At 59.2% G+C, this 25,210-nt stretch carries 28 protein-coding genes; 12 read left to right on the forward strand and 16 right to left on the reverse strand.

Annotation, left to right across the window (positions count from 1 at the left end):
- Positions 1–47: 47 nt before the first annotated feature.
- Complete coding sequence (locus GPICK_RS09155; RefSeq protein ID WP_039742473.1) at positions 48–617, reverse strand: DUF4124 domain-containing protein; 570 nt, start codon at positions 615–617, stop codon at positions 48–50.
- A 157-nt stretch (positions 618–774) separates the two neighbouring features.
- Between GPICK_RS09155 and GPICK_RS09160 the strand changes: the two genes are divergently transcribed.
- On the forward strand, positions 775–1,797 hold the full coding sequence (locus GPICK_RS09160; protein WP_039742475.1) for a cytochrome c3 family protein: 1,023 nt from the start codon (positions 775–777) through the stop codon (positions 1,795–1,797).
- Between the two features lie 104 nt (positions 1,798–1,901).
- Here the strand turns inward: GPICK_RS09160 and GPICK_RS09165 are convergent, their stop codons facing one another.
- From GPICK_RS09165 to lexA, 9 genes are all read right to left on the reverse strand, one after another.
- On the reverse strand, positions 1,902–3,203 hold the full coding sequence (locus GPICK_RS09165; protein WP_039742478.1) for a DUF512 domain-containing protein: 1,302 nt from the start codon (positions 3,201–3,203) through the stop codon (positions 1,902–1,904).
- Positions 3,203–4,270 carry an AI-2E family transporter gene (locus tag GPICK_RS09170; RefSeq protein WP_236685520.1) on the reverse strand — a complete coding sequence of 356 codons (1,068 nt, stop codon included), beginning with the start codon at positions 4,268–4,270 and terminating at the stop codon, positions 3,203–3,205. The genes GPICK_RS09165 and GPICK_RS09170 overlap by 1 nt, the downstream gene beginning before the upstream one ends.
- A gap of 93 nt (positions 4,271–4,363) precedes the next feature.
- Positions 4,364–4,588 (reverse strand): RNA chaperone Hfq, encoded by a 225-nt coding sequence (hfq, locus tag GPICK_RS09175; protein ID WP_039742479.1) that lies wholly within the window; start codon positions 4,586–4,588, stop codon positions 4,364–4,366.
- Positions 4,589–4,600: 12 nt separating this feature from the next.
- On the reverse strand, positions 4,601–5,530 hold the full coding sequence (gene miaA, locus GPICK_RS09180; protein ID WP_039742482.1) for a tRNA (adenosine(37)-N6)-dimethylallyltransferase MiaA: 930 nt from the start codon (positions 5,528–5,530) through the stop codon (positions 4,601–4,603).
- A gap of 11 nt (positions 5,531–5,541) precedes the next feature.
- Positions 5,542–7,347: a DNA mismatch repair endonuclease MutL gene (gene mutL, locus GPICK_RS09185; RefSeq protein WP_039742485.1), complete on the reverse strand. Its 1,806-nt coding sequence runs from the start codon at positions 7,345–7,347 to the stop codon at positions 5,542–5,544.
- A 51-nt stretch (positions 7,348–7,398) separates the two neighbouring features.
- Entirely contained in the window at positions 7,399–9,309 is a 1,911-nt protein-coding gene (locus GPICK_RS09190) for an MASE3 domain-containing protein (protein WP_052263381.1), read from the reverse strand.
- A gap of 80 nt (positions 9,310–9,389) precedes the next feature.
- Positions 9,390–10,631 carry a DNA polymerase IV gene (dinB, locus tag GPICK_RS09195; protein ID WP_039742487.1) on the reverse strand — a complete coding sequence of 414 codons (1,242 nt, stop codon included), beginning with the start codon at positions 10,629–10,631 and terminating at the stop codon, positions 9,390–9,392.
- Positions 10,628–10,870 (reverse strand): hypothetical protein, encoded by a 243-nt coding sequence (locus tag GPICK_RS09200; protein WP_039742489.1) that lies wholly within the window; start codon positions 10,868–10,870, stop codon positions 10,628–10,630. Before GPICK_RS09200 ends, dinB begins: the two co-directional genes overlap by 4 nt.
- 3 nt (positions 10,871–10,873) lie before the next feature.
- Entirely contained in the window at positions 10,874–11,479 is a 606-nt protein-coding gene (lexA, locus tag GPICK_RS09205; RefSeq protein WP_039742491.1) for a transcriptional repressor LexA, read from the reverse strand.
- Between the two features lie 185 nt (positions 11,480–11,664).
- Here lexA and GPICK_RS09210 point away from each other — a divergent pair, with 185 nt between their 5' ends.
- The 6 genes from GPICK_RS09210 to GPICK_RS09235 all read left to right on the forward strand — a co-directional run bounded on the left by GPICK_RS09210 (position 11,665) and on the right by GPICK_RS09235 (position 17,974).
- Positions 11,665–12,102, forward strand: a complete 438-nt coding sequence (locus GPICK_RS09210; protein WP_039742493.1) for a MarR family winged helix-turn-helix transcriptional regulator — start codon at positions 11,665–11,667, stop codon at positions 12,100–12,102.
- A 197-nt stretch (positions 12,103–12,299) separates the two neighbouring features.
- The gene (locus tag GPICK_RS09215) at positions 12,300–12,575 is read left to right on the forward strand and encodes a hypothetical protein (protein WP_039742495.1); all 276 of its coding nucleotides are present in this window, start codon (positions 12,300–12,302) and stop codon (positions 12,573–12,575) included.
- 114 nt (positions 12,576–12,689) lie between these two features.
- Positions 12,690–14,609, forward strand: a complete 1,920-nt coding sequence (locus GPICK_RS09220; protein ID WP_201773192.1) for an efflux transporter outer membrane subunit — start codon at positions 12,690–12,692, stop codon at positions 14,607–14,609.
- Between the two features lie 81 nt (positions 14,610–14,690).
- Entirely contained in the window at positions 14,691–16,877 is a 2,187-nt protein-coding gene (locus GPICK_RS09225) for an FUSC family protein (RefSeq protein ID WP_039742498.1), read from the forward strand.
- A complete protein-coding gene (locus tag GPICK_RS09230; RefSeq protein WP_039742501.1) occupies positions 16,867–17,067 on the forward strand; it encodes a DUF1656 domain-containing protein in 201 nt (66 codons plus the stop codon). Before GPICK_RS09225 ends, GPICK_RS09230 begins: the two co-directional genes overlap by 11 nt.
- A gap of 49 nt (positions 17,068–17,116) precedes the next feature.
- The gene (locus tag GPICK_RS09235) at positions 17,117–17,974 is read left to right on the forward strand and encodes an efflux RND transporter periplasmic adaptor subunit (protein ID WP_039742504.1); all 858 of its coding nucleotides are present in this window, start codon (positions 17,117–17,119) and stop codon (positions 17,972–17,974) included.
- A 378-nt stretch (positions 17,975–18,352) separates the two neighbouring features.
- Here the strand turns inward: GPICK_RS09235 and flgC are convergent, their stop codons facing one another.
- Positions 18,353–18,799 carry a flagellar basal body rod protein FlgC gene (gene flgC, locus GPICK_RS09240; RefSeq protein WP_039742505.1) on the reverse strand — a complete coding sequence of 149 codons (447 nt, stop codon included), beginning with the start codon at positions 18,797–18,799 and terminating at the stop codon, positions 18,353–18,355.
- A 698-nt stretch (positions 18,800–19,497) separates the two neighbouring features.
- On the opposite strand from flgC, the gene GPICK_RS17500 reads away from it, so the two are divergent.
- The 5 genes from GPICK_RS17500 (at position 19,498) to GPICK_RS09260 (ending at position 22,179) form a co-directional block, all read left to right on the forward strand.
- Positions 19,498–19,668: a hypothetical protein gene (locus GPICK_RS17500; protein WP_158414171.1), complete on the forward strand. Its 171-nt coding sequence runs from the start codon at positions 19,498–19,500 to the stop codon at positions 19,666–19,668.
- A 29-nt stretch (positions 19,669–19,697) separates the two neighbouring features.
- Positions 19,698–19,889: a hypothetical protein gene (locus GPICK_RS09245; RefSeq protein WP_039742506.1), complete on the forward strand. Its 192-nt coding sequence runs from the start codon at positions 19,698–19,700 to the stop codon at positions 19,887–19,889.
- 199 nt (positions 19,890–20,088) lie between these two features.
- A complete protein-coding gene (gene cysK / locus GPICK_RS09250) occupies positions 20,089–21,018 on the forward strand; it encodes a cysteine synthase A (protein WP_039742507.1) in 930 nt (309 codons plus the stop codon).
- A 49-nt stretch (positions 21,019–21,067) separates the two neighbouring features.
- Positions 21,068–21,670, forward strand: coding sequence for a M23 family metallopeptidase (locus GPICK_RS09255; protein ID WP_039745589.1), 603 nt, complete (start codon positions 21,068–21,070; stop codon positions 21,668–21,670).
- A 194-nt stretch (positions 21,671–21,864) separates the two neighbouring features.
- Positions 21,865–22,179, forward strand: coding sequence for a hypothetical protein (locus GPICK_RS09260; RefSeq protein WP_236685521.1), 315 nt, complete (start codon positions 21,865–21,867; stop codon positions 22,177–22,179).
- A 106-nt stretch (positions 22,180–22,285) separates the two neighbouring features.
- Here GPICK_RS09260 and GPICK_RS09265 read toward each other — a convergent pair whose 3' ends face one another.
- Genes GPICK_RS09265 through GPICK_RS09285 form a run of 5 tightly spaced genes read right to left on the reverse strand, consistent with a single transcriptional unit; the run spans position 22,286 to position 25,209 of the window.
- Entirely contained in the window at positions 22,286–22,936 is a 651-nt protein-coding gene (locus GPICK_RS09265; RefSeq protein WP_039742509.1) for a YHS domain-containing protein, read from the reverse strand.
- Positions 22,937–22,973: 37 nt separating this feature from the next.
- Positions 22,974–23,396 carry a cytochrome C gene (locus GPICK_RS09270; protein WP_236685522.1) on the reverse strand — a complete coding sequence of 141 codons (423 nt, stop codon included), beginning with the start codon at positions 23,394–23,396 and terminating at the stop codon, positions 22,974–22,976.
- A gap of 23 nt (positions 23,397–23,419) precedes the next feature.
- The gene (locus GPICK_RS09275) at positions 23,420–24,337 is read right to left on the reverse strand and encodes a GerMN domain-containing protein (protein ID WP_039742511.1); all 918 of its coding nucleotides are present in this window, start codon (positions 24,335–24,337) and stop codon (positions 23,420–23,422) included.
- Positions 24,338–24,395: 58 nt separating this feature from the next.
- On the reverse strand, positions 24,396–24,692 hold the full coding sequence (locus GPICK_RS09280; RefSeq protein WP_039742512.1) for a hypothetical protein: 297 nt from the start codon (positions 24,690–24,692) through the stop codon (positions 24,396–24,398).
- Positions 24,693–24,729: 37 nt separating this feature from the next.
- Positions 24,730–25,209 carry a hypothetical protein gene (locus tag GPICK_RS09285; RefSeq protein WP_039742514.1) on the reverse strand — a complete coding sequence of 160 codons (480 nt, stop codon included), beginning with the start codon at positions 25,207–25,209 and terminating at the stop codon, positions 24,730–24,732.
- Position 25,210: the final 1 nt, after the last annotated feature.

Here is a 25,210-nt window from a genome sequence, read left to right on the forward strand (position 1 = left end):
ACCGCAAAGGTGCCGCTTTGACAAGTTTCAGGGTAACTGAGAACCTGTCACCGCCATTCAAGGGGAACTCCCTCTTTACTGGCCTCCAGATCAAGGGCCGCAAGTTGGGCTTCCAGTTCCTTGATACGGGCCTGGTCCTTATCGATTTCCTCTTTCTTCGCGTTGTACGCTACCCTCTCCTGAGCGCCCTGGTAGATGACCCGCTTGCGGTGCAACTGGACCAACTGTTCCTCTTTCTTCGGAAGCCCCTCACGGATCTGCTTTATCTCGGCACGAAGCGCCGAGAATTGCGCACGCCACGACTTCTCATCCTTTCCACCGTACAAGACCGGCTTCGGCGTCTGTGGGCTTGCAGCGACACCGTCAGTGCCGGGCGTCGACTTCCGGTTCCGCTCCTGCCGCGTAGAATCGGTCGGAGTCGGCGAGGAGGAGTCGGGAACCGAATCGGTGACTTCGCGCACTTTCTTGCGGTACTTGGCGGGAATCCTGTCCGGATCGTCCGTAAAGTTGACGACCCCCTTGTCATCGACCCATCGATACGTCGCACCAAAACAGGTCGACGCCGCCATCATGGTCGCCACCGACACAACAAGCACTTTTTTGCATTCCAACAGCATCGTCGAACTCCTTAACTCGCTGAATTACCGGCCAACTAACGCACGTCTGACACCAGATATAGTGAAAACAATTACGTTGACGATGACCAGTGCGGTGTGTATAGTACGGCGGTTATAAGACCCCTTAAATGCTATTTGACGTATCAGGAGTGAATCTATGAAGTTCCGTTTTGCCACTCTCATTACCCTCGTCCTGATGTTTGCCGCGCTCCCCGCTTTTGCCAAGGAGACCAAGGACATCTCTTTCAAGCTCCGGAATGCCGAACCGGTCGTCTTCAGCCATGACTATCACCTGGCCAAGTATAACAACAACTGCCGGATTTGTCATAATGCCCTTTTCAACCTGAAGTCGCGCAAGAGCTACACCATGGCAGAGATGGAAAAGGGAAAGTCCTGTGGCGCCTGCCATACCGGCATGAAGGCGTTCAGCGTTGCCGACGAGGCCGAATGCAACCGCTGCCATAAAGGAAAGCCCCGCCCGGTCGTGTACCGGACGAAGGGCGCAGGAGAGGCTGTCTTCAAGCATGAAGTACACCTTTCCAAGCTGGGGAACAAATGCCGCACCTGCCACGCCAACAAGGCGATCACCGGCACCCGCAATACAACCATGGCCCAGATGGAAAAGGGCAAATCCTGCGGCGTCTGCCACGACGGCAAAAAGGCGTTCACCGTTGCCGGCAACTGCGGCAACTGCCACAAAGGAATGACTCCGCCGAAAACCGTCGCCTTCAAGGTCAAGGGAGTCGCCGAAGCCCTCTTCAGCCATGACGTCCACCTCAGCATGTTCAAGTGCGCCGACTGCCACACCAAACTGTTCCAGTACAAGGCGGGGGCCAAGCATTTCGCCATGGCCGACATGGAAAAAGGGAAATCCTGCGGTGCCTGCCACAACGGCAAGGATGCATTCGCCTCCACCGGCGACTGCTCCAAGTGCCACCCGGGCCTCAAGCCGGCGGTCATCACCTGGAAGACCTCCATGGGCGAAGCGGCATTCAGCCATGAAATCCATCTCGGGATGTTCAAGTGTGCCGACTGCCACACCAAGATCTTCAAGTACAAGAAGGGATCCGCACCCGCCACGATGGCCCAGATGGAAACGGGCAAGTCCTGCGGCGCCTGCCACAACGGCAAGGATGCATTCAGCGTCAAGGACGATTGCGTCAAATGTCACAAGATGTAATCGGACGCGTCTTGGCTCAATAAGAAAAGGCGGGGTGTAAGTTCACCCCGCCTTTTTTCGTGTGGATCACAATCCGGAACCGCTACTGGCGGCTCCTTCACTATTCAGCGCGGTCGGACCGCACGCAGGGCCTGGTAAATACCGTCCGGCGTCGACTCCACGACCTCAACTCTCGCGCCAAGCGCCTCCCGCAGCTCCGGCAACGACACGTCGTCGAGAAACACCCCCTCCCCCTCCTTCAACATCACGTCAGGGATGAAGACCGCATCGCCCAGCTCCTTCCCCTTGAGCGCCTCGATAACATCCCTTCCGGCAACGAGACCGGTGACGGTTACCGATTCGCCGAAGAGCCGGTTCGGAACTGCCACCGGCACGAGGCGGGCGCCGGTACGCTCCTCCAGACGACCGAGGAACTCGGCCAGGAACCGGTACGGGGATTCGCCGGTCACCACCGTCACCGTGCGCGGACGCATCGCGCGCGCCTTGCGCACGACGCGCGACGCCTGATCGAGAAAGAGCGGGATCATCCCGACGCCGTTTTCGATCTGCGGCAGCTCTCCATAGGTTTCAAGGGGAGGAAACGGCTCCCCGGCCTTGATGAAAAACTCATCGGCGAGAAAGAGAAACGGCTCGCCACATTCACGGTGAATCCGCTCTGCCTCCGGCTGCCAGATCCGGACAAACTCCCGGGCATAGGGGGCTGTCACCGGTTCGAGGGAAGAGAGCCCCGTGCGGTGCGCCGTCAGGCCAACGGGAACTATGGCGAGGGATGCGACCCACGGATGGAGGGAGACCAGATCGGCCACAGTCCGCTGGAGTTCCGCCCCATCGTTCAGCCCCGGGCAGAGCACCACCTGGGTATGCATCGTGATGCGGGCCCGGGCCAGCTCGTTCATGATATCGAGGATCGGAATGATCCCTTTCCTGCCGAGCAGTTTCTCCCGCACGGAGGGATTCGTGGCATGAACCGACACGTACAGCGGGGAAAGACGCTGCTCCACGATCCGGTCGATATCACTTTGCCCGATATTCGAAAGCGTTACGTAATTGCCGTACAGAAACGAGAGGCGGTAATCCTCGTCCTTGACGTAGAGGGGCTTCCGCAGCCCCCGCGGGAGCTGGTGCACAAAGCAGAAGACGCACTTGTTGCCGCAGTGGGCGGGTTCGGGAGGGGCAAAGACAAGGCCCATCGGTTCGCCGTCATCCCGCTCCACCTCCACCTCCCAAAGCTCTCCCGACGCCTTGAGTACCTCAAGAACCAACTCTTCCTCTGATGCATAATAATTGTAGTCAATGACGTCGCGGAGGCGATGCCCGTTCACGGCCACAAGCCGGTCTCCCCGCTCCAGTTCCAGTTCTTCGGCGATGCTCCCCGCAACGATGTGATCAATGAGCAAGCCGTGCATCAGGCCCCCCGGTAATATGATGATGAAAGATACCAGCTATGGAGCGAGCGGAGGAAGACCTTCAGGACCGCCGCCACCGGCACTGCCAGGAGCATCCCGAAGATGCCGAACCACTGCCCGCCGATGAAAAGGGCGAGGAGGGCGACGACCGGGTGGAGCCCCACCTTGGTGCCAACGACGGCGGGAGTAATGACGCCCCCCTCGATTGCCTGGACGATGCCGAACCAGCCCAGGCACAACAGGGGATGGAGAACGTCGTGAAACTTCAGGAACGCCATGACCATGGAGACCACGATCCCGAAAACCGTCCCGGCATAGGGGATGATGAAGAGAATCCCGGAAAGGCTGCCGATCACCACCGCCAGGTCGATGCCGACCAGGAAGAGGCCGATGCTGTAGAGAACGGCCAGGATGGCGCATACCGAGAGCTGTCCCCGCACGAACGCCGACAGGATGTCATCGATCTCACCCGCCATGTCGGAGACCTTCCCCCGCGCCCGCTCCGGCACGAGTTCCATGAGGTTTCCCCTGAACCGCGGAAGATCAGCCAGGAAGTAGAAAAGGTAGACCGGAGTGATGAGATATCCCGCGACGGTCAGGACAAAGGAGAGGGTGGAGGCAAAGGCCTTCTTCACCACGACGAACGCCTCCCGCGCCAGATCGAGGGAGACTCCCCGCAGGGCCTCGACGGCACGGTTTATCTGCCAGGAGAGCTTCTCCTGCGTCTCGATCCCCAGAAACACCTTCACCTCGTGGGGAATAAGGCCGTAGAGACGGTCGGCATATTCGGGAAGATTGATCTGGACACTGGCGACTTCCTGCTGGACGGCGGTCGCGAAGAAGAAGACGGCGCCGAGGCAGAGCACCGCGATGCCCACGAGGACGACGGCAATCGCCAGCAGGCGGGGGACCCGCCGCCGCTCCAGGAGCCCCACCAGCGGATTGAGAACATACGCTAGGACAAGCGCCAGCAGCACCGGCATGAAGATGGAACTCAGGGAGGAGACCACGTAGAGCGCGGCGAGACACAGTACGGCCAGCACCAGCAACGGGTATTTGTCTTTCAAATTATCTCTCAACGGAATACTACCGGGTGCTGACAGACGGGCGCCCCTCGCCGCAAGGACGGAGGGGCGCCCGCCATGAGCCATGGGGAAGGATTACTGGTGGAGCCTGAAACTGCCGTCAACCGAGGTGATTGACGCAATTGCGTGCTTGTAGATCAAAATGTCGCCCTGGATCTCCATCAGCACCGAAAAATTGTCGAAGGATTTTATGTACCCTTCGAGCTTCTCGCCAGACATCAACTTGACGGCCACCCTCACCCGCTCCTTGCGTGACTGGTTCAGGTACTGGTCCTGGATATTGAACGGTGCTTTAGCCATGAGCCGCTCCTTCTAATTATAAAATTCCATCACAATGCTACAGATACTATCAAACTTGGCGGGATATTCAACCCAGTTTATTTCGGCATCCTTCCTGAACCAGGTCAGCTGCCGCTTCGCGTACTGGCGGGTATTGCGCTTGATCAGCCCGATCGCCTCATCCAGGGTGCACGCCCCGGCGAGATACGCGCAGATCTCCTTGTAGCCGATGGACGACATGGCCTTGAGCGACGGAGCATATCCGGCAACGAGGAGCCCCTCCATCTCGGCCACCAGCCCCTCTTCGATCATCCGGTCGACCCGCTCCTCCACCCGGCGGACGAGTAGTGCGCGTTCCACCTCAATGCCAAGATGGAGGCAGCGGTACGGCTGCTCCGAGAAACCGTGCCCCTCGTGCCAGGAGGTGAGCGTGCGTCCGGTCAGCAGGAAAACCTCCAGCGCCCTGACGATCCGGACCCGGTCGTTGGGGTGAAGCCGCGCCGCGGCTGCGGGATCGACCTCGGCCAGCCGCCGATGCAACGCGGACACCCCCTCGCGCTCCGCCTGCTCCTCCAGCTCTCTTCGCAGGGACTCATCCCCCCCGGGCGACTCCACCAGCCCCCGGGTCAGCGCCTTGATGTAGAGGCCGGTCCCCCCCACCAGAATGGCCCTCTTGCCGCGGGTCTGGATATCGGCGATGAGGCGCGAGGCGTGAGAGCGGAAATCCGCAGCGGAAAAGGGCTCATCGGGCTCGACGACGTCGAGAAGGTGGTGCGGCACCCGCGCGCGCAGTTCCGCGGACGGCTTTGCCGTGCCGATATCCATTCTGCGGTAGACCTGCATGGAGTCGGCATTGATGACCTCCCCGCCGAAGCGTTCAGCAAGACGCACCGCCAGATCTGATTTCCCCGATGCCGTTGGCCCCTGAACGATGACAAGCTCTGGCCGTGCTTCGCTCCCCACCCCGCTGCTCCTCACGTCCGCCGGAACATCCGCTCCACCTCGGCGAGGGTGAGCCGCTGGAGAACCGGCCTGCCATGGGGACAGTTTGTGGAGAAATCGGTGGCGTCCATCTGGACGAAGAGGGCCGTGATCTCCCCCGCCGTCAGGGAGTGCTCGCCGCGGACCACGCTGTGGCAGGCGATACGGGTCAAAAGCTCCTCCACCACCTCGGTCACGCTGCGGCTTGTCCCGATGGACTGCAACTCCTCAAGGGTGTCCCGCAGAATCCTCAGACAGTCGCGGCCGGCCAGGACCCGCGGCACCCCTTTGACGACCCAGGTGGTCCCGCCGAAATCCTCCAGCTCGAAACCGATGCGATCCAGCTCCTCCCGATATTCCCGCGCCACGGCGGCCTCCCGATGGGAGAGCTCCAGAGTCTCGGGGAAGAGGAGCCCCTGCCCTTCGACGCCCCCCGCACGGTAGCGCGCCTTGAGCCGCTCGAAAGCGACGCGCTCATGGGCCGCATGCTGGTCGATGATGACGAGGTCGGCACCGTCCTGACAGAGGATGTACGAGGCGTTGTACTGACCGATTACCGCCAGGGACGAGAAGAAGCCGCGCTCTCCCTCAGGTTCCGGCGGCACCGCCTCTGCCGGCAGAGGAGTCGAGACGGGTGCCGACAGAGGGGCCGGCGGCGGGGAGAACAGCGGCCGGGAGGGGGCCGGGGCCGGCCGATACGAGACAAGGAGCTCCCGGACCTCCGCCACCCGCTCGGCAGCGGGGCCGGCAGTCGGCCGCGGCGGTGGAGCGGAAGCGGGAACCGCAGTCGCCGGGTTCTGTCGAAGCCAGGGTGTGGGACGCAGCGCTTCAGACACCGCTCCTTCGATCACGTCGTGGACGATGCTCTGCTGACGGAATCTGACCTCGTGCTTGGTGGGGTGCACGTTCACGTCCACTTCCCCCGGCGGCACCTCGATGAAGAGGACCACCACCGGATAACGCCCCCGCTCGAGGAAATTGCGGTACGCCTGCATGATGGCATGCTGCACCACCCGGTCGCGGATGAAGCGGCCGTTGATATAGGTATAGAGGTGCGAGGGCCCCGAGCGGCTGGTGTCCGGGCTCGCCACGAGCCCCCGGACCGTCACCCCCTCGGCGGAAAGCTCCAGCGGATACAGCGCCGTCGCCAGCGAGCGCCCCAGCAGTGCCGCCACCCGCTCCCCCAGAGTGCCGGAGAGCGCGCGAAAAACGGTACGGCCATCATTGAGGTAGGTAAAGCGGACATCCGGCCGGGAGACGGCGAGCCGGGTCAGGAAATCCCCCACGTGTCCCGCTTCGGTTTCGGCGCTTTTCATGAATTTGAGCCGCGCCGGCGTATTGAAGAAGAGGTTGCGCACCGTGAGCACGGTCCCTTCGGCCATGCCGCACGCCTTCACCTCCTTGATCCGTCCCCCCTCGGCATAGATCTCGGTCCCCTCGATGGCGCCCCGCTCACGGCTGGCGAGGGTGAAGCGGGAAACCGATGCGATGGAGGGAAGCGCCTCGCCCCGAAACCCCAGGGTGGAGAGGGCGAAGAGGTCGTCGTCGGAGGCAATCTTGCTCGTGGCGTGCCGCTCGATTGCCAGCAGGGCATCCTCGCGGGACATGCCGCAGCCGTCGTCGGTGATGCGGATCAGCCTGCGCCCGCCGGCCTCGATCTCCACGATGACCTCGCTGCAACCGGCATCCAGCGCGTTCTCCACAAGCTCTTTCACCACCGAGGCGGGGCGCTCCACCACCTCGCCGGCCGCAATCTTGTTGGTCAGGTTTTCGGGCAGGATTTTGATCCGGGGAGACACGTAATTCCTCTCTACACACAAAGGGGGAGACATCGGGAGGATGATTCGGATTTACAGCGTGAAATAGAAGGTGGCTCCGCGCCCCGGCTCCCCTTCGGCCCAGATCCGGCCACCGTGGCGGGTGACGATCCGGTGCACGGTGGCGAGGCCGATGCCGAACCCTTCGAATTCGCTCGAGGCATGAAGCCGCTTGAACGGCGCAAAGAGGTTGCCGGCCCGCGTCATGTCGAAACCGGCACCATTGTCCCGGACGTAGAACGCCCGCCGACCCTCCGTCTCCAGCACCCCGAAGCGGACGGCTGCGTCGGCGGTCTTGCCGGTGTACTTCCAGGCATTGCCCAGCAGGTTCTCCAGGACGATCCGCAGCAGGCCGGGATCGCCGGTGGTGGTCAGCCCTTCGTCGGCGGCAAACCGGACGCTCCGCTCGGGAAAGCGGGCCGCCTGGGCAGCGGCGATCTCCTGCGCCAGGGAGGAGAGGTCCACCGGCTCCCGCTTCATCTCGACCCGGCCAAGGCGGGAAAAATCCAGCAGGGTGTTGATGAGATCGTTCATCCGCCACGATTCGTCGAGAATGCCGCGGACAAAATCGAGGACCTCGGCATCCGCCTTGTGGGGGAACAGTTCCAGGATCACCTGGCACTGACCGCAGATATTGGTGATCGGACCGCGAAGGTCGTGGGAAACCGAGGAGTTGAACGCTTCGAGGTCGCCGTTGAGCACTTCGAGCTCGGCTGCCCGCGCGGCGAGATCGGTATTGAGGAGCTCGATCTCTTCGTGGATGCGCTTTCGTTCCGTAACGTCGTTGAAAAAAACCGACAGACCGTCCGGCGACGGGTAGGCGTGAACCTCGAACCAGGCGTCAAGGGGTGAATAATACTCCTCGAAGACCCGGACTTGCTGCAGCGCGAGGGCCTCGTGGTACTCGTTGTAGAAAACCGAACCGACGGCCTCCGGGAACTCTTCCCACATGACCTTTCCCAGCAGCTCCTCCCGGGAACGGGTGAGCAACCGGGAGGCCTGACTGTTCACGTAGGTCAGACGCCACTCACGGTCCACGGAGAAGAAAGACTCGTACATGCTCTCAAGAACTCGGTCAGTCCGCTCCCGGCTCTCCCGAAGCTCGTTGCGTTCGGAAACGAGGGCCTCCTCCTTCAATTTCAGTTCGCGGAACAGAAGGTTGTAGGGGTTTGTCAGGCCGATGGCGATTACCCCCCGATACAGGAAGTAGCAGCCTAGGACCTTCAGGAGATGACCCGCCTGATTGGTGTAGCCGAACACGTCGGCATAGGCGGAAAATGCCAGCCCGGAAAGAACGAAGGTGACGATCGACATCCGGAGAAGCCGCAGCACCGCCGGATCGAACGCCTCTCTCCGTCGCTGCAGCAGAGCGAGCGCACCGAGATACATCGCAATGAAGAGATACTCGCTGAACTTCTTGAACGGCGTGATGCCTTCACCCTCAATGTAGCAGTCGGGGAAAATCCCTCCCGAGAGGATGACCGCCACGAGCGCCAGAGCAAGGGCGACGCAGCCGACGAATGTCAGCCGGGGAGCAAGGGTCCGGCGCACGTACAGCGGTGCCAGGAGGAAGGCTCCGGCCTGCAGGTAGCGGGCGGCGATCCAGAACTGGGTCGCCAGGGGAGCCCCGCCACCGGGGAAGACCCCCATCCCCTTGTACGCCATGGTGTGGAAAAGGTCGAGAACTGCCGCCGACAGCGATATGCAGCCGAGCAGGAGCCAGAAGCCGTTGTTCTGGAAACGGCGGGAATTCCAGGCCACCACGAAGATGCTGCACGCGACGACAACCGAAAAGAACTCCGCAAGGGCGTGAAACAGGAGATAGTTGGACCGGCCGAGGGGGGCAAGGATGGCAAGCACCACGGCGAACAGGACCAGCCCCCACTTCCCGCCGGAAAGGGGGAGATCGCGCCCGTCAAAGATGTCAGTCGGTTGGGATTTCATAGGCCGGAGGATCGAATCTGTCTTGCACCGTGAGCGAAGCTTGAAAGTACCATGAACATTTGAGGCTGTGCAATAACAACCTACTTCACGTCCACGTTGCGGATACCGGAAGGTCTCCAGGCCGGGGAGATGACGTGGGCCCCCTTCTCCTCCCGGCGTGTCCCCTCCATGAGGCTCCCGTAGGTGATGGTGAAATCGCCGAACTTGTCGTTCACCTGGTCCATGGCCCCGGCAAGGAACACCTTCTTCAGCTCCTCCTCGAAAAGCGGCAGCTGGTTCGATTCGTACCGGAGGTTGCTTATCCGCACTCCGATGAGCCTGATCGGCTGCTCCAGGACGAGGGTGTCGAGAATGGCGACCGCGGCGCGGTAGATGTCGGCGCTCTGGTTGATAGGGGATGGAAGCGTATCCTGCCGCTCCACCCAGGTATCGAAATCGGCGTAGCGGATGGAGAGGGTGACGGTCTTTCCCCAGACATTGTATCTCCGCGCTCTCCGCCCCACCATCTCGGAGAGCTGCAGGAGCCACCTCAGGATCTCGTCCCGCCCTTCAATGTCACGGTCAAGGGTAGTAGAATGTCCCACCGACTTCACCTCTTCCGCCTCCTCCTGGGGGATCACCGGAGAGTCGTCGATCCCCCGCCCCATGAGGTGGAGCTTCTCGCCGGTAACGCCGAATTTGCGCTTCAGCCGCTCAACCGGATAACGGCCGAGCTCGCCGCAGGTCCGGATACCGAGGAGGTTCAGCTGCCGCTCCATCCTGGCGCCGATGCCGCAGAGCTTCCCGATGGGGAGCGTTTCAAGGACCGTCTCCACCTCCTCCGGCCTGATGACCGTGAGACCGTCGGGCTTGTTCATATCCGAGGCAAGCTTGGCAAGCATCTTGTTGGGGGCGATGCCGACGGAGCAACTGAGGCCAAAGCGGTGCCGGACCTCGTCCTTCAGAAGATGAGCGATCCGCTCGGGGCTCGAATAGAGAGAGAGGGAGCCGGTAACGTCGAGGAACGCCTCGTCGATGGAAAAGACCTCGATCTGAGGGGTGTACTGCTGCATCATCTCGACGATCCGGGCGGAGGTGTAGGTATATTTGCGGTTGTCTCCGGTGACGAGGATGATATGGGGACATTTCTGCCGCGCCTGCCAGACGGCCATGCCGGTCCTGACGCCAAAGGCCCGCGCCTCGTAAGAGGCGGTGGTGATGACGGTGCGGGCGGCGGAACCGATGACGGCGATGGGCTTCCCCCGCAGGGAGGGATCGTGCTGCTGCTCCACCGAGGCGAAGAAGGCGTCCTGGTCGACGTGCATGATGATCCGGCCGCTCACGGCGCCTCCCCATCGGTCGCTTCCAGCTCCGTGGCGTTGTAGATCAGTTCGAAGAGAGCAGAACCGTCGGTAACGGCAAAATGGAGGAGAAGCGCGTTTCCCGCCCGGTGCCGCCAGTGATAGGTCACCTCCTTGACGGTATGCTTCCGCCGCCGCCAGTCAAACCAGACCGGATGGATGCACGGTCCCGGGCCGAAGACGGCCCCGACCCTGATCTGTTCCCGTATCCGTTCAGGCATGGCTCATTCCAGGGTCCGGAAGATGCCGACGACCTTGCCGACAATCGCAACATCGCCCTCCCCTTCCCGGACGATGATCGGCTCCATGTTCGGATTGCGGGGCTGGAGGCGGATCTGCCCCGGTTCCCGGTAGAACGCCTTCAGGGTCGCCTCGCCGTCGACCATGGCGACGACGATGTCGTGATTGTTCGCGGTGGGCTGGGGGCGGATCAGCGCCAGGTCGCCGTCGAGGATGGCGGCATTCACCATGGAGTCCCCCTTCACCCGCAGAAAGAATGTGCCTCCTTTCAACTGGGCCTCGTCGATGGCGAGATACCCTTCGACATCTTCGATGGCCGGCTGAAGCATCCCGGCCCGCACCACCCCCACGACCGGCAGCGACACAGGCTGGGCCCCGGGGGCCATGAGGGATATCCCCCGCGAGTTGCCGGCTGCCCTGCGGATATACCCCTTTTTCTCAAGGGCGGCGAGGTGCTTCATCACCCCGAGCGTGCCGTTGATCCGCAGATGAGCGGCGATATCCCTCATGGTCGGAGGATACCCGTGCCGGGCAAGATAGCTTCCAAGAAACGCCAGAACTTCTTTCTGCCGGGGTGTGAGATTTTCCATCGGCGCCCTCCACAATGCTTGGTTTGCATTTGGCAACCTACCACCACCACGACAGGAGTGTCAAGAAAAGGTGTCCGGCTCGCCCCCGCTGGTGGTGGAATCACCGGCGCCGCCACCTCTGTGAGAGCGATCAATAGGTGAATTACCTCTTGACATTTAATTGTCATATCAATTATTGTTAAATCATGTGGAAGCAAGGGGAACCAAGATTAGACAATTCGCTGGACTTCAACCTGGTGAAGGTGGTCAACAAGCTCAGATGCCAGATTGGCAGAGAGCTCAAGCACCTGGACATCACCAGTGAGCAGTGGGGGGTATTGGCCCGCCTATGGGAGCAGGATGGTCTCAACCAGAAAGAGCTGGCCGAGAAACTCCTCAAGGATCAGGCGAATACGACCCGCATTCTTGACAAGCTCGTCAAGAAGGGATGGGTTCAGCGCGTGGACGCCCTTAACGACAGGCGGGCCTATCTCATCTATTTGACGGACGAAGGAAAACGAATCGTGCAGGAAGCGTATCCGCTCGTCTTCACGGTCAAGGACAAGGTGGCCAAGGGGTTTACGGACCTTGAAATCGAGTCGCTGAAGGCGATGCTCAACCGGGTCCTGCAAAACCTGGGCTGATTTTTTTGGGCGCAATACTTGTTGTATCAATTATTGATACAACATATTTTTAAGACATAAATTTGTCATATCAATCATCAGTAGAACAAGAATAAGAAAGGGGAAGCCAATGAAATTCACGTGACGCAGCAGGCAGCCATAATCTGAAACAGTTCGACTCTTGACCGTACGAAACGAAACCTCACAGGGAGAAAAAAATGAAAAAGATTCTTTCAACGCTCATCGCCGTGGCTTTATCAGCTCCGTTCGTGGTCTCTGCAGCAGACCTCAAGGCCAGTGCAGGCAAAGACCTTTGTCTTCTGAATTCCGCAAACTGCACTTCGGTGCAGAATGACAGCATTCAGGAAAAAATGTCGAAGCTGCACAACGAACTGCAAAAAGGTTCGTCGGTATATACCGCTGAAGAATTGAAAACGCTGGCTTCGAAACAGGACAGCTATCAATCGATTCTGGCTGCCATTCTCAACAACTAATGAGCTGCCTGTGGCATGTGGCCGGACAGCCGGTAGCACCGGTTCCGGCCACTGTCATTATTGTTGCTATGGTGAGCCCACTTTCTTAAGGCGTTATTGTTTTTATCTGACTCAATGAACTATCAAACCGAATTACATGGCAACAATCTGTCTACCTATCGAACGAAGCGCAAGGTATTTACCTTTTTGCACATGGCGCTGGTACTGGTACTTGGTGGCTGTGCCAGTTTCCCGAGCGACATCTCGCCGCATGCCCACCTGCTCGATCCCAACCACCTGAACACCGGCAGCGCACTGACGTCGGCCACCCATCAGCCGGCCGTCTGGCCGTCGCAGCAGTGGTGGACGGCCTATGCCGACCCGCAGCTTGACCGTCTGGTCGCGGAGGCAACGTCAGGGAATCCGACCATCCGCATTGCGCAGGCCCGCATCGCGAAGGTCCAGGCCATCAGTGGCGTTGCCCGGTCGGGACTGTTTCCTTCCGTTCAGGCGGGCGCCGTCTTCACCCGCGAGCAGTTCTCCGAGCATCAGTTCATTCCGCCGCCGTACGCGGGCAATTGGGCGTGGAACAACCAGGCTACGCTTGATTTCGTGTATGACCTCGACCTCTGGGGGAAGAACCGCAGCGCTCTTGCCGCGGCGCTGGATTACGTGCAGATGGCCACCACCGAGGCGCAGGAGGTGCGGCTTGCCCTGGAGACCGCCGTGGTCCGGACCTATGTGCAGTTGTCGCTCCAGTTCGTGCTGAAGGACGTCGCCGAGGCGACCCTGCGACAGCGCCAGGATATCCTTGACATCACGCGGAAGCGTCTGGGGGCGGGGCTGGCGACCGAGCTCGACCTGAGGCAGGCCGAAACGCCGCTGCCGGCTGCCCGGGCGGAAATCGAGAAGCTGTCCGAATCCATCGACCTCCTGCGCAATCAGTTGAGCTCACTTATGGGAAAGGGGCCTGGCGATGGGGAAAAGATCCACCGGCCATCCCTCTCCTTCGACCTGCCGATCCGGCTTCCGGCGGCCCTTCCCGCAGACCTTCTGGGACGGCGGCCCGATGTGGTGGCGCAGCGCTGGCGGGTTGAGGCTGCCGCACAAGGTATCGAGGTGGCCAAAGCGGCATTTTATCCCAACATCAACCTCTCGGCGTTCGTCGGGTGGCAGTCTCTGGGGTTTGCCCAATTCCTGTCGCCGGGATCGCTGATAAAAGGGTTTGGACCGGCCATATCCCTGCCGATCTTTGAAGGGGGGCGACTGCGCAGCGAGCTCGGCGTCTCCACCGCCGACTATGATATTGCCGTTGAGTCGTATAACGCCACCCTGATCAAGGCGTTGGAAGAGGTGGCCAATCAGGTAGTGACCTTGCGGTCGCTGGAAATACAGCGCACCGAGTCCAGCACCTCCGACGCCTTGGCCCACCGGGCTTACGACATAGCGTTGCAGGCGTTTCGCGGCGGCCTCACCGACTATCTCAACGTCCTCAACGCCCAGAATCAGACCCTCGTTGAAGCAGAGCGCAAATCGCTCGTTGAAGCCCGCTTTCTCGATGCCTATACCGCCTTGATGCAGGCGGTCGGGGGGGAGTACCGGTTACGGCGCCCCCGGTGTCAGAAGAAGGGCAGCATTGATCTTGCCCCGCATGGGTATCTCCCCATGCCAGCCTCTTCGCGCAGATTTGCGCGAGAACTCTATAAAACAAGGAGAAAGACGATGAAAAAAAATCTAACCGCGACAATTGCAGTGGCAGCATGGATGGCCTCATTCGCCGTATTGCCCGTGTCGGCCGCAGATTCACCCTCCTACTGCGGCGACAGGCAGGCGTTCAGGGAGTTCACCCAGGAGACAGCCGAGTTGAACAGGACGTTGAAAGCCAAGGAAACGGAACTGAGCAACGAAAACATTTACACGGTCAGCGAGGCGAGCGCCTTTTCCGGTCCTGACTATGGAAAAATAAATGCGCTTGAGTCTGAAATTAAGGAAATTCAGGGAAAGATCAATGCCGTCGCCATGCGGCATGACATTGTGGAGTGCTGCCACCGCTAGTTTTGTTCCAGAGCCAGATTTTTTTGACCCAGGGATGCCGGGGCCGGCACGAGGAATGCCGGCACCGGCAGGAGCCCGAAAATGACCGATTCCAGCGTCTATAACCCGAAGTGGTGGCTGACCGCGCTATGGCAGGAAGCCGTAACATGGGGAAAAACGGAAGGCCCGAACTGGGTATTCGTCCTCAAGACCACCCTGGCCGCTCTGCTTGCCATGGGAATAGCCATGCGGCTCGAACTCGACCTGCCGCGTACCGCCATGATAACGGTCTTTGTGGTCATGCAACCGCAAACCGGCCTGGTTCTGGCGAAGAGCCTCTACCGTATCGGCGGCACACTGGCTGGGACCGTAGCGAGCCTTATGCTGGTGGGACTGTTCGCGCAGGAGCGGGAACTCTTCATACTCGGGTTGGCGCTGTGGATCGGCCTCTGCACCGCGGGAGCCGCGTTCTATCGCAACTTCAAATCATACGGCTTCGTGCTGGCAGGATATACGGCTGCCATAATAGGACTCCCCGCCGCCATGCAGCCCACGGCGTTTTTCCCCATGGCCGTCACCCGGCTCACCGAAGTCACCCTCGGCATCCTCTGTGCCGGCGTCTTCAGTGATATCATCTTCCCCCATCGCCTCTCTGATGCCATTACGAAAAACGTCCGAAACCGCTACACGGAATTGACGGCATTCATTCGTGCGTCGCTCTCCGGTGCCGTGGGACCCCGTGAGCTCGAAACGATGCGGCTGCAACTGGTCGGCAACGTGGTCAATCTCGAGTCGATCCGCACCGCGGCCATTCTGGAAGACCCGGAAGTCCGTGCGCGCGACTTCACGCTCCGCAAGCTCAACAGCGAATTTATGGCGGCCTGCACCACCTTCCATTCCTTTCATCAGCTCATGAAGCGGCTGACAAGGAGCGCCACCCCGGCAGGCCGGGCATTGACTGCGCTCTACCAATCCCTCGGCGAGACCCTGGTCACCGGAGAAAAGGTTCCGCAGACCGCCGAAGCGGCCCAGGGAGCGGCGCGGAGGATTGCCGCCTTTCGGGTGGTGTTGTCGCGCCGCATAGAGGAGGTGCGGCCCGCCGTCTCTGGCATGCCCGACCGCCAGACCATGATGGATTTCGACACCGCGGTGGAGCTCCTGCATCGCTTCGTGCGGGAACTGCACGCGTACACCAGGACCTACGCCAGCCTGCCGACGGAGGTGCAGGGACCGCGGCCTCCCGACGACGTCCGTTTCGCGGTGCGCACCGACCCCATGATCGCCCTGCTGTCGGGAGGAAGGGCGTTCGTCGCCATCGTGCTGCTGGGGGCCTTCTGGATCGCCTCAGCGTGGCCCTATGGGAGCAGCGCCCTCATGAACGTCGCCATTGTGAGCGCCCTCTTCGCCACGGCTCCTGATCCGCCCCGCTCGGTCAGCCAGATGGTGACCGGCTTCATCGGTGGCTTCATTGCGGCTCTCATCTTCAAGTTTCTGGTCATGCCGTTTCTGGACGGATACGTGCTCCTCAGTGCAGGCATGGCCCCCTTTCTGATGGCCGGGGCCTACCTCGCCACCCGCCCGAACCTGGCCGGAATCGGTGTCGGCTTCGCGATTTCCTTCAGCCTCATGGTGTCTCCGGGCAACCCGATGCAGTTCGACCCCGTCGACTTCGTCAATGACGGCATGGCAACGATCATGGGAATAGCTGCGGCCGGGATCATGTTCAAGACGATCGTGCCGACAAACGGTGCCTGGTTCAGGCGCCGCCTGGCCCGCCAGCTTCGCCACCAGGTGATCATGGCCTGCGACGACCCGCTTGCAGGCCTTGCCCATCGCTTTGAAAGCGGCACCCATGACGTGTTGCACCGGCTGGCGTCGATTCGACTGGTCGGGAATACGCGCGACCAATGCCGGCTGACGTGGATGTTTCCGGTCATCGAGATCGGTCACGCCGTCATTCATCTGCGGCACGATGCCGACTCCGTCCCGATGCCGCAGCCGTTGACCGACAGGGTGCAGGAATGTATCGATGCGACCGCGCGGCTCTTCAGGAGGCCGTCCGTCCATCACCGGGACGCTGCCATTGGCTGCGTGACAGATGCCATTGAATCGATCCACCGCGAAACAGAGTCGGCGTCGTGTTGCGGACATACCCGGAGTGTCCTGCGGCGCGTGCTGACCTCACTCCATCTCATCCGAACCGCGCTGCTGGACGAAGAAATGATGCCGTCTGTTCCGGTTGCCGCTCCCTCGACCATCTTTTCAGGAGGAACTTCCCATGCCGCGTGAATTCGCCCTGCTTGACGCACTGGTGCCGACCCTGTTTCTCGTTTTTCTGGGGAGTGTCGTTCTCCAGACGCTGCTGGACCGAGTCATGGGACGATGCGGTCTCTATCGACATGTCTGGCATCCGCCACTGTTCCGGCTCAGCGTCTTTATCTGCATCTTCGGCGCGAGTGGCCTGCTGGTGCTCCGCTAGGACGAGCACCGTCCCACGCTCGCATTCATTTTCAGGAAGAGGTTTACCCGTGAAACTCAGGATCGTATTTCGTTTTGTCTGTACCATCACCATTCTTGCGCTGGCCGTACTGCTCAGCAGGGGGTTGTGGAATCGCTACATGAACTCTTCGTGGACCCGGGACGGACGGGTCCGCGCCGACGTGATCAAGGTGGCGGCCGATGTTTCCGGCATTGTCGTGCACGTGGCGGTGAAGGATAACCAACTCGTTCACAAGGGAGAGCTGCTGTTCACGGTGGACCGGGAGCGCTACCGGCTGGCGCTGGACAAGGCCAACGCCGCTCTTGCGGCCCGTAAGGCGGAGATGGCGATGCGGCAGCAGGAGGCCGAGCGGCGTGCGCAACTGGAAAACGTGGTGGTTTCTGCCGAAATCCGTGAAAACGCCCGCTCCCAGGCCGATGCGGCCGCGGCGCTCTATCAGGAGGCCCAGGTGGCGGCGGAAACGGCAAAACTGAACCTCAGCCGTACCGCGGTGCGTTCGCCGGTGGACGGCTTCATCACCAACCTGAACGTGCATACCGGTGATTTTGCATCGGCAGGGGATGCGAAGCTGGCGGTGATCGACAAGAATTCGTTCTGGGTCTACGGCTACTTCGAAGAGACCAAACTCCATCTGCTGCACCAGGGTGATCGGGTGGAGATCAGGCTTCTGGGCGACGCTCCTGTTCTGAAGGGGCGGATCGAGAGCCTGGCACGCGGCATCTCCGACCGCGACAATCCCACGAGCCGCGAACTCCTCTCTGACGTCAACCCGGTTTTCAACTGGGTACGGCTTGCGCAGCGGGTGCCGGTGCGGGTCAAGATAGACCAGATACCGAAAAACGTCCCCTTGGCCGCAGGGATGACCTGCACGGTGATTGTGAAGTGAGGGGTGCTGATGCGATACGTTGGCGCATGGGCGGAGCAGTGCCGCCGTGATGGGAAATGACGAAGGCTACATGAAGTGACTGAATTTATTTTAAAACTGTTTATTTGTGCCCATGCGTTTATCTGGGGGCTTCTGGCGCTGATGGGGCTGTTTCCGTTTTTTCGGGGTAAGCGGCCATAACGGTGCGTATGTCATGTTCCGAATCGTTGTCAGTGTTCCTTCACGTCCAACGAAAACTCTCCGGTTGCTTCAGCGGACCGGCCGACCTTGTCCACAACCTGCCAGCGCACCTTCACCGGCATCCCCTCGTCATGGCCCGGAGTAACATTTGAGACGACACGCTTGCTCCTCTTGACGGCAGGAAGAGTCGCACCCTCATTACTTGCTGCCGAGTTGGAGAGTCTTCATCTGCATGTCCATGCCGGCCTTCATGGCGGTGACGTTGGCCTCATAGGCCCGGGTGGCCGTCATCATGTCGGCCATTTCCTCAACGACGTTCACGTTCGGAAATGCCACGTATCCCTGGGGATTGGCGTCCGGATGGGTCGGGTCATGGCGCAACTGCGGAGGGTTGGTATCCTCAACTACCTGAACGACCTGCACGCCGCGGGCGTTCCCTTTCCGCATGCCATCAAGCATTGCCGCAAAGCGACCGGCATCCGGCGGAGTGGCGGCGAATACCGCATCTTTGCGGCGATACGGCCCTCCCTCGGCAGTGCGTGTGGAGTTGGCATTAGCGAGGTTGCTCGAAATCAGATTCATCCGCGTCCGTTCGGCGAGAAGAGCCGAACTGTTAATCATCATGGCGCTGTCAAGCGGGTCCATGGTTCCTCCTTTTCGGTGGTTCGTTGAGGCCCAGCGGGCATGGCTTTAACCGCGTTCAAGTAAGCCGGGGTGTCAAGAACAACTGCGCATGCCACTATGAAGCAAGTATCAATCGTTTTATTTCGTATGCTCCTCGCCTCTCAGCCTGCCGCTCCTGTTGTCTAATTTTTACAAGAGGTGTACCAAGCTAGCAACACACCTGAATTACTAACCATTCTCATTTTGTTGAGCGCTTAACTGGCTCTAACTGGAGAATAATCAACACCAAGTGCGTACTATTATACAGTTACATGTGGGACAGATTGCACACGCAAAGACTCGTATATCTAAATTGATTAAACAACAAATAATCCACCTATAAATAAATACAACTCCAGCAGGAATTTTGGAGTTGATTGTGTTCAAAATTCAACAGTAGGTGTAGATTTTTCTTGATTCAGCTTGCCGCAATAAAATCTATTTTGGCGTAACCAACTATTATTTCAGCCCAAAACGAAGTGGCCCGATCGTTGCTAACAATTGTAAATTCCAAATCGGGACTTTTTTGGAGCAGAAGGTCCGCAGGGCAGAGACTGTTGCTATGGGCGCACTCAGTTATTACTCCTTCTTCGGAGTGCGCCATTTTTTCATCCTTCTCAGTTAGTAAATTAATGTGTTGCATGGCGCTTTATCTACTTACCAAGGCAAAGGAGACCAGCATGAGAAAACCTGCTCTGATGCTCGCCGTCGCGGGAATAGTAGCGCTTCTGTCCGGATGCGCTGTTGTCGACTTTCTCGACGGCAAGTACTTTGACCACCCTGCCGACTACGACAGACCCCAGTACGGTTCGGGGAACCATGGCGGCTCTGGCGGAGGTCACTCACACTAGCCATATCAACAGTAAAGGAGAATTCAGAAATGAACATCAAAGCTGAAGAAGTCTCGTCTGGAATCCTGAACAAAATGCTTTTTCTCAAGTTCGCGGCCCTATCGGCGCTGGTCCTCGGACTGACGTTGACTCATCCGGCGGCCACTATGGCTCACAAGGGAGCACAGAAAATCTGTTCACTACTGATGCAACACAACTACGACTGCCAAAGACACTGCTAATACCTCTTTTCAAGGAGATGAAATGAAAACACTACTGGTAATGATGGCAATCATCACAGGCTCTTTTCTCGTGTCTGGATGTATGGCGTTCATGCCCGCAGAGCACATGGGGCATTACGATTCATACGATGCAACAGCCGAAACGCCCCATAGCGGACACTCACACTGATTTAGCACCACTGAGAGGGGAATTCGACACATGGCAAACATCCACAACAATCTCACTGACCTCATCGGCAGGACCCCACTTCTGCGTCTCCACAAAATGACCGCGGGGCTCGAGGCTGACGTGGTCGCGAAGCTCGAGTCGTTCAATCCTGGCGGCAGCGTCAAGGACCGGATCGGCTTTTTCATGATCCGCGATGCGGAGTCTCATGGACTCATCACGAAGGATACGGTTATCATCGAACCGACCAGCGGCAACACAGGAATTGCTCTTGCTTTCGTCTGCGCCGCAAAAGGTTATCGCCTGATCCTGACCATGCCCGAGACCATGAGCATTGAGAGGCGTAATCTCCTCAGGGCTTATGGTGCCGAATTGGTCCTCACACCTGGAGCGGAAGGGATGAAGGGGGCGATCAAGAAGGCCGAGGAACTGGCCGGCGAGATAGCCAACTCGTTTATCCCCCAACAGTTCCGAAACCCGGCGAACCCCCACATTCACCGCTTCACCACCGCCGAGGAGATCTGGGCGGACACCGACGGCAAGGTCGACATTTTTGTGGCCGGAGTCGGAACGGGCGGAACCATAACCGGTGTCGGCGAGGTTCTTAAAAAGCGTAACCCGGAAGTGAAAATTATTGCTGTGGAGCCCTTCGACTCTCCGGTCCTTTCCGGTGGCCAGCCCGCCCCCCACAAAATCCAGGGGATCGGCGCCGGTTTTGTGCCGGAGGTGCTTAACCAGGAAGTTATCGACGAAATCTTTACGGTGAGAAATGAAGAAGCACTGAAAACCGCCCGTCGATTGGCCCGTGAAGAGGGCCTGCTTGTGGGGATCTCTGCCGGAGCGGCGGCTTTTGCCGCTTTGGAGGTAGCGAAGCGTTCCCAAAACAAGCGGAAGAGAGTCGTTGTCGTGCTTCCCGACACCGGCGAGCGGTACCTCAGCACCGTACTCTTCCAGGATCAGTAGCATGACGGGACTCGTTTCATCTGGCCCCGGCCGGTCGTGGGGACGAAAAATGGTGCCACGCGTAACCTTCAACGTGATCGCCTCCCTCGCTCTCTTGGCCCTTATTCCCGCCGCGGTCCGGGCCGACTTGGACCTGCCGGTGAATGGGCCGGTCACCTCGGGAGTGGGGTGGCGGGTCGATCCCTTCGGGAGCGGCAAGCTCGTCTTTCACCGGGGAATCGACATCGCGGCTCCCGAGGGGACGCCGGTTCGGGTTACCCGCAGAGGGCGCGTCGTTCATGCGGGAATCCACGGCGGTCATGGGCTGACCGTCATCGTTGAGCATGATGGTGGCGACAAAACCCTCTACGGGCACAACTCAGCCCTGAAAGTCCGTCTTGGAGAGGAACTGGAAGCCGGGGCAGTCATCGCACTGTCAGGCAACACAGGCCGGTCCACCGGCCCCCATGTCCACTACGAAGTTTGGCCGGGAGGCAAGGGAACTGCAGTCTTAGCGAAGGCAACGGTCGATGAATCCGCTCTCCCCTCCGTCACCCCGGATCGAGAGGCGCGGCGCAGACAGGAGCAGCGGATGGATGAACTGGTGGACTCAATCCTGCGCGGTTTCGGGCGGCCGGCGGTCAGCGGTGGGAAATCGGGGGAGGGAGGGTGATGTTGTTCCGGGTGAGCACCCTGCTATCATTTAAAATATCCCTACATCGCGAGGCGATGTCCATGGAAAGGAGGTAATAGCAAGGAGCGTCCAGAAGGCGGTTGAGAAAAGATTTTCATCCGGTGCGAAGAAAGGAGAATCACATGCGAAGACTCGCTACAGCAGTCGGAATGGTCATTTTGTCTGTATTTGTAATGGCGCCCCTCATCGCTGGTGCCGCCGACAAGAAGGTGAAGAGCCAGGTGGTGATGAAGGTGGGCAACAAGGTCCATCTCTTCCACAGCGGCACCGCCGACGTGAAGAAGGAGATTTGTCTCAACGATGTTGTTACCGTCTACCGGGAGATCGGTGGAGCCAAGAACCCAAAGGTTATTGAGGTCGGAGAGGTAAAGGTGCTTTCGTATGTCGGCGAGCACTATTTCGAAGCAGAAGTGGTCAAGGGAGAAGTGAAGCCGGGCGACGTTGCCAAAAAGGATAGCGCTGCCTGCCTGATCCAACCCATGAAGTAGCAGCTTCCCCGTAAGAGATCCCCATTATCCGGGCCAAAGGCGTCCCGGATTTTTGCCTTCCGCTAAAGCCCCCCCCTTTGGGAATCGCGCTCCGGTCATGCCATGGCTAGATGTCTTTTCCCTTCTTCAGGTAGGCATCCTTGCAGTGCTCCGAACAAAAATAGAACGTACGGCCGTATTGCTCAACCTTGCTCGGAGCAGCGGTCACCGAGATCGGCATGCCGCAGACCACGTCCACGACGGTATAGTCTTTCTGGTAGAGGGGATGGGTTTCCAGTCGCAGGTAGGTGTCGACGAATTCGAGGATCTTTTCTTCCACCCATCTGACAACCGCTTCTTCAGAACCCTCGAGCGACAGGCTCGTTTCGTCACTCCGTTTGTACTCCATCAGCGTGGGAAATATTTCAAGAGTAGAACGGACCGTCAATCCATCATCAGCGCCTCCCGGGAGGAGGCCAATATCAAACGTGACGGTGGCGGGAAAGCGTGATGTGTGGGAAAAGTCGCAGGCACAGTGGAAATCGGCGCCGGAATGGCGGTCGGAGACGACGGAATTGTCGAACTGTCGTGCCAACTCCGCCAATTTGGGATGAACTACGGACTCCAGAAGATGATGGGCTGTAGTTGCGAACCGTTCACGCTGATCCAACATCTCCTTCATCGTGTTGTCGATCAGCTTTTGCCTCTCCGCAAGTTCGTGCCGGTGCCTGTCAAGGCGCTTACGAATCTTATCCGATAGTTGTTCGACCTCTGCCATAATGGTTCCTCCCTGGCCCGATAACCGTCGGGCCTCGTCAGTCCCGAAACGTGGCGTGACACTCGTTGCACTTTTCTTCGGCTTTCCTGAAGGCAGCCGCGGCTCCCGCAATATCACCCCTTTTCGCCAGAGTCGCCGATGTTGTCACCCCCAAGCCAAAAGCATCGGCCATATTCCTGAACGTGCCGATTTTTTTCAGGTTCTTGTGGGGCTTCGCTTTTTTCAAGTCGGGAATGGTCGCCAGTATCTTTCCGGCCTCAATCTCAACCGTTGCGGCATCCCCCCTCCCCAGAGCTCCGTTGATCTTTGCCTGAAGCTGGGCATACATGGGCATCATCTTGTGGAGCTTGACCATCTGGGCGTCATGGTGTTTTGTCCCGTGCGTCTCTCCCTCATGGGCGAAGGCGCTTCCTTGGGCGAGCAGTATAATGCAGCTCACGAGTACTGCTGCTTTTCCCATCAATCGTCTCCTCTAGAATTATATCAGTGTTCCCTCACGTCCAGCGAAAACTCTCCGGTTGCTTCAGCGGACCGGCCGATCTTGTCCACAACCTTCCAGCGCACCTTCACCGGCATCCCCGCTTTGTAGAGTGACGGCTCCTTCGGCTTCAGGACCGCCGCCATGTCGAAGACCGAATGGTAGACCTCGCCCTCGAACAGCTTCCCCTCCCCGTCGGTCATCCGCAGCTCCTTGATCTCCACCGGCCGGTCGAAGAAGGCGTTCACCTCTTCGACCTCCTTCGCTCCCTTGTCCTTCATGGCGGTGATGCTTAAAAGGCGTGGTGGGGCGGGAGACAGGACGACGTTTTCTTCCGGTTTCAGCGGTTGCCGTTCCAGACCTCCATGACCGAGGAACGTTCCGACCTCCCTGCCGTCCACCGCGCCGCGCTCCTTCCCTTCGACCTGCACCCGCACCTCTCTGATTCCGCTGAACTGGGAAAAGGTGAGGGCAACGGCGTCGAGCAGCGCCTTTTCTATCGTGGCATCGGCCTTCGAGGCAAGAATCTCCTTACTGAAGTTCACGGTGATGACTCCACTTTGCTCAGAAAGGCCGAGAATGCGCGTTCCGGCAGCGAACGGCTGGAGGAATTCACCCCGATAGCTCCCCACGTCCATACCGCCGAGCAAACGCTCAACGGCCACCTTCTTGAGGGAACTCTGGTCGAAGGTGAAGAACGGAAACGGCACCACCCTCCCCCGTTCCCGAGCTGAGGGGAAATAGATGACGAATGCGTAGCAGGTTCCCTTGTCGGTTGTCGGAGCGGTGCCGAAATACTTTTCGTACGCCGCAGTGGCCGAAACACGAACCTGTTTCTGCGGTACATTCTTTTGCTCCTTGGAGCAACCGGCCAAGGCAACCAGAACAATGATTGCCACCAACAATAAGCGAATCTTTCCCATGAAGGACTCCTGGCACTAAGAAAAAGGGGCGGCCCGACAGCCGCCCCCTTGAGCCGACTTAGCGCGGCCTTTGTAGAACTTTGAGTGTTTCGTTGGCTTCCTTGAGCTTTTTCTCAAGCGTCTTGAGCTCTTCGAGAGTGTAGGTGGTTGCACCCTTCTCCTTGATTTCTGTCTGGATCTTGCCGATCCGCTGCTGGATGCTGTCCACTTCCTGGGCGCAGTTCCTCAGAAGCATTTCGCATTCTTTTTCGCATTGCTCGGCTGACTGATCATGCGAGGGGCCATGCTCCATTGCAAAGGCAGGGACCGAGGCAAACAGCGATACGGCCATCAGGGCCACAAACATTTTTTTCATGACGGGCTCCTCCTTCTTTTTGTGTTTTGCCCTCACCTTACTTCACTTCATACCAGAACTTCGCGCTCCGCACCTTGCCGTCGGCCAGCTTGAACTTGGCCATGACGCCGTACTTCCCTTTCTTGGAGAGGTCGAAATCGGCACCAAAGTGACCCTGCATCCCCATAAGATCCTTCATTTGATCGGACTTGTCGGGGCCCTGGACTTTAACCTTCACCTCACCTTCCGTCAGCGCCTTTCCGGACTTGGCGTCCTTGAATTCGACGGCGATGTGGTGAGTTTCCTTCATATCCTTGGGCATCTCCATCTTCATGGCCTTCATGTGATCTTTCATGCTCATCACCTTGAAGGTGGCCTTGACGCCGTCCACTACTTCCTGATGGGCGATGTCCCCTTTGTGCTCCATGTGCGAACCGTGATCCATCTTCATGGAACTATGATCCATCTCCGCGTGGGAAACGAGGGGGGCCGCCAGGGCCAGCGTTGCGACTGCGATGACTGCTGCGAGTTTCTTCATT

The organism is Geobacter pickeringii, from assembly GCF_000817955.1.
GTDB classification, from domain to species: Bacteria; Desulfobacterota; Desulfuromonadia; order Geobacterales; family Geobacteraceae; genus Geobacter; species Geobacter pickeringii.

Coding starts and splice junctions, on each gene's coding strand:
- GPICK_RS09245 (WP_039742506.1), top strand. CDS start 19,698: ATGAACATCAAAGCTGAAGAAGTCTCGTCTGGAATCCTGAACAAAATG.
- cysK (WP_039742507.1), top strand. CDS start 20,089: ATGGCAAACATCCACAACAATCTCACTGACCTCATCGGCAGGACCCCA.
- GPICK_RS09215 (WP_039742495.1), top strand. CDS start 12,300: ATGAAAAAGATTCTTTCAACGCTCATCGCCGTGGCTTTATCAGCTCCG.
- GPICK_RS09270 (WP_236685522.1), bottom strand. CDS start 23,396: ATGGGAAAAGCAGCAGTACTCGTGAGCTGCATTATACTGCTCGCCCAA.
- GPICK_RS09200 (WP_039742489.1), bottom strand. CDS start 10,870: ATGCCTGAACGGATACGGGAACAGATCAGGGTCGGGGCCGTCTTCGGC.
- flgC (WP_039742505.1), bottom strand. CDS start 18,799: ATGGACCCGCTTGACAGCGCCATGATGATTAACAGTTCGGCTCTTCTC.
- GPICK_RS09160 (WP_039742475.1), top strand. CDS start 775: ATGAAGTTCCGTTTTGCCACTCTCATTACCCTCGTCCTGATGTTTGCC.
- GPICK_RS09275 (WP_039742511.1), bottom strand. CDS start 24,337: ATGGGAAAGATTCGCTTATTGTTGGTGGCAATCATTGTTCTGGTTGCC.
- GPICK_RS09260 (WP_236685521.1), top strand. CDS start 21,865: ATGGCGCCCCTCATCGCTGGTGCCGCCGACAAGAAGGTGAAGAGCCAG.
- GPICK_RS09155 (WP_039742473.1), bottom strand. CDS start 617: ATGCTGTTGGAATGCAAAAAAGTGCTTGTTGTGTCGGTGGCGACCATG.
- GPICK_RS17500 (WP_158414171.1), top strand. CDS start 19,498: ATGAGAAAACCTGCTCTGATGCTCGCCGTCGCGGGAATAGTAGCGCTT.
- GPICK_RS09285 (WP_039742514.1), bottom strand. CDS start 25,209: ATGAAGAAACTCGCAGCAGTCATCGCAGTCGCAACGCTGGCCCTGGCG.
- GPICK_RS09255 (WP_039745589.1), top strand. CDS start 21,068: ATGGTGCCACGCGTAACCTTCAACGTGATCGCCTCCCTCGCTCTCTTG.
- GPICK_RS09265 (WP_039742509.1), bottom strand. CDS start 22,936: ATGGCAGAGGTCGAACAACTATCGGATAAGATTCGTAAGCGCCTTGAC.
- GPICK_RS09165 (WP_039742478.1), bottom strand. CDS start 3,203: ATGCACGGCTTGCTCATTGATCACATCGTTGCGGGGAGCATCGCCGAA.
- GPICK_RS09225 (WP_039742498.1), top strand. CDS start 14,691: ATGACCGATTCCAGCGTCTATAACCCGAAGTGGTGGCTGACCGCGCTA.
- GPICK_RS09280 (WP_039742512.1), bottom strand. CDS start 24,692: ATGAAAAAAATGTTTGTGGCCCTGATGGCCGTATCGCTGTTTGCCTCG.
- GPICK_RS09220 (WP_201773192.1), top strand. CDS start 12,690: ATGAACTATCAAACCGAATTACATGGCAACAATCTGTCTACCTATCGA.
- GPICK_RS09210 (WP_039742493.1), top strand. CDS start 11,665: ATGTGGAAGCAAGGGGAACCAAGATTAGACAATTCGCTGGACTTCAAC.
- lexA (WP_039742491.1), bottom strand. CDS start 11,479: ATGGAAAATCTCACACCCCGGCAGAAAGAAGTTCTGGCGTTTCTTGGA.
- GPICK_RS09190 (WP_052263381.1), bottom strand. CDS start 9,309: ATGAAATCCCAACCGACTGACATCTTTGACGGGCGCGATCTCCCCCTT.
- hfq (WP_039742479.1), bottom strand. CDS start 4,588: ATGGCTAAAGCACCGTTCAATATCCAGGACCAGTACCTGAACCAGTCA.
- GPICK_RS09230 (WP_039742501.1), top strand. CDS start 16,867: ATGCCGCGTGAATTCGCCCTGCTTGACGCACTGGTGCCGACCCTGTTT.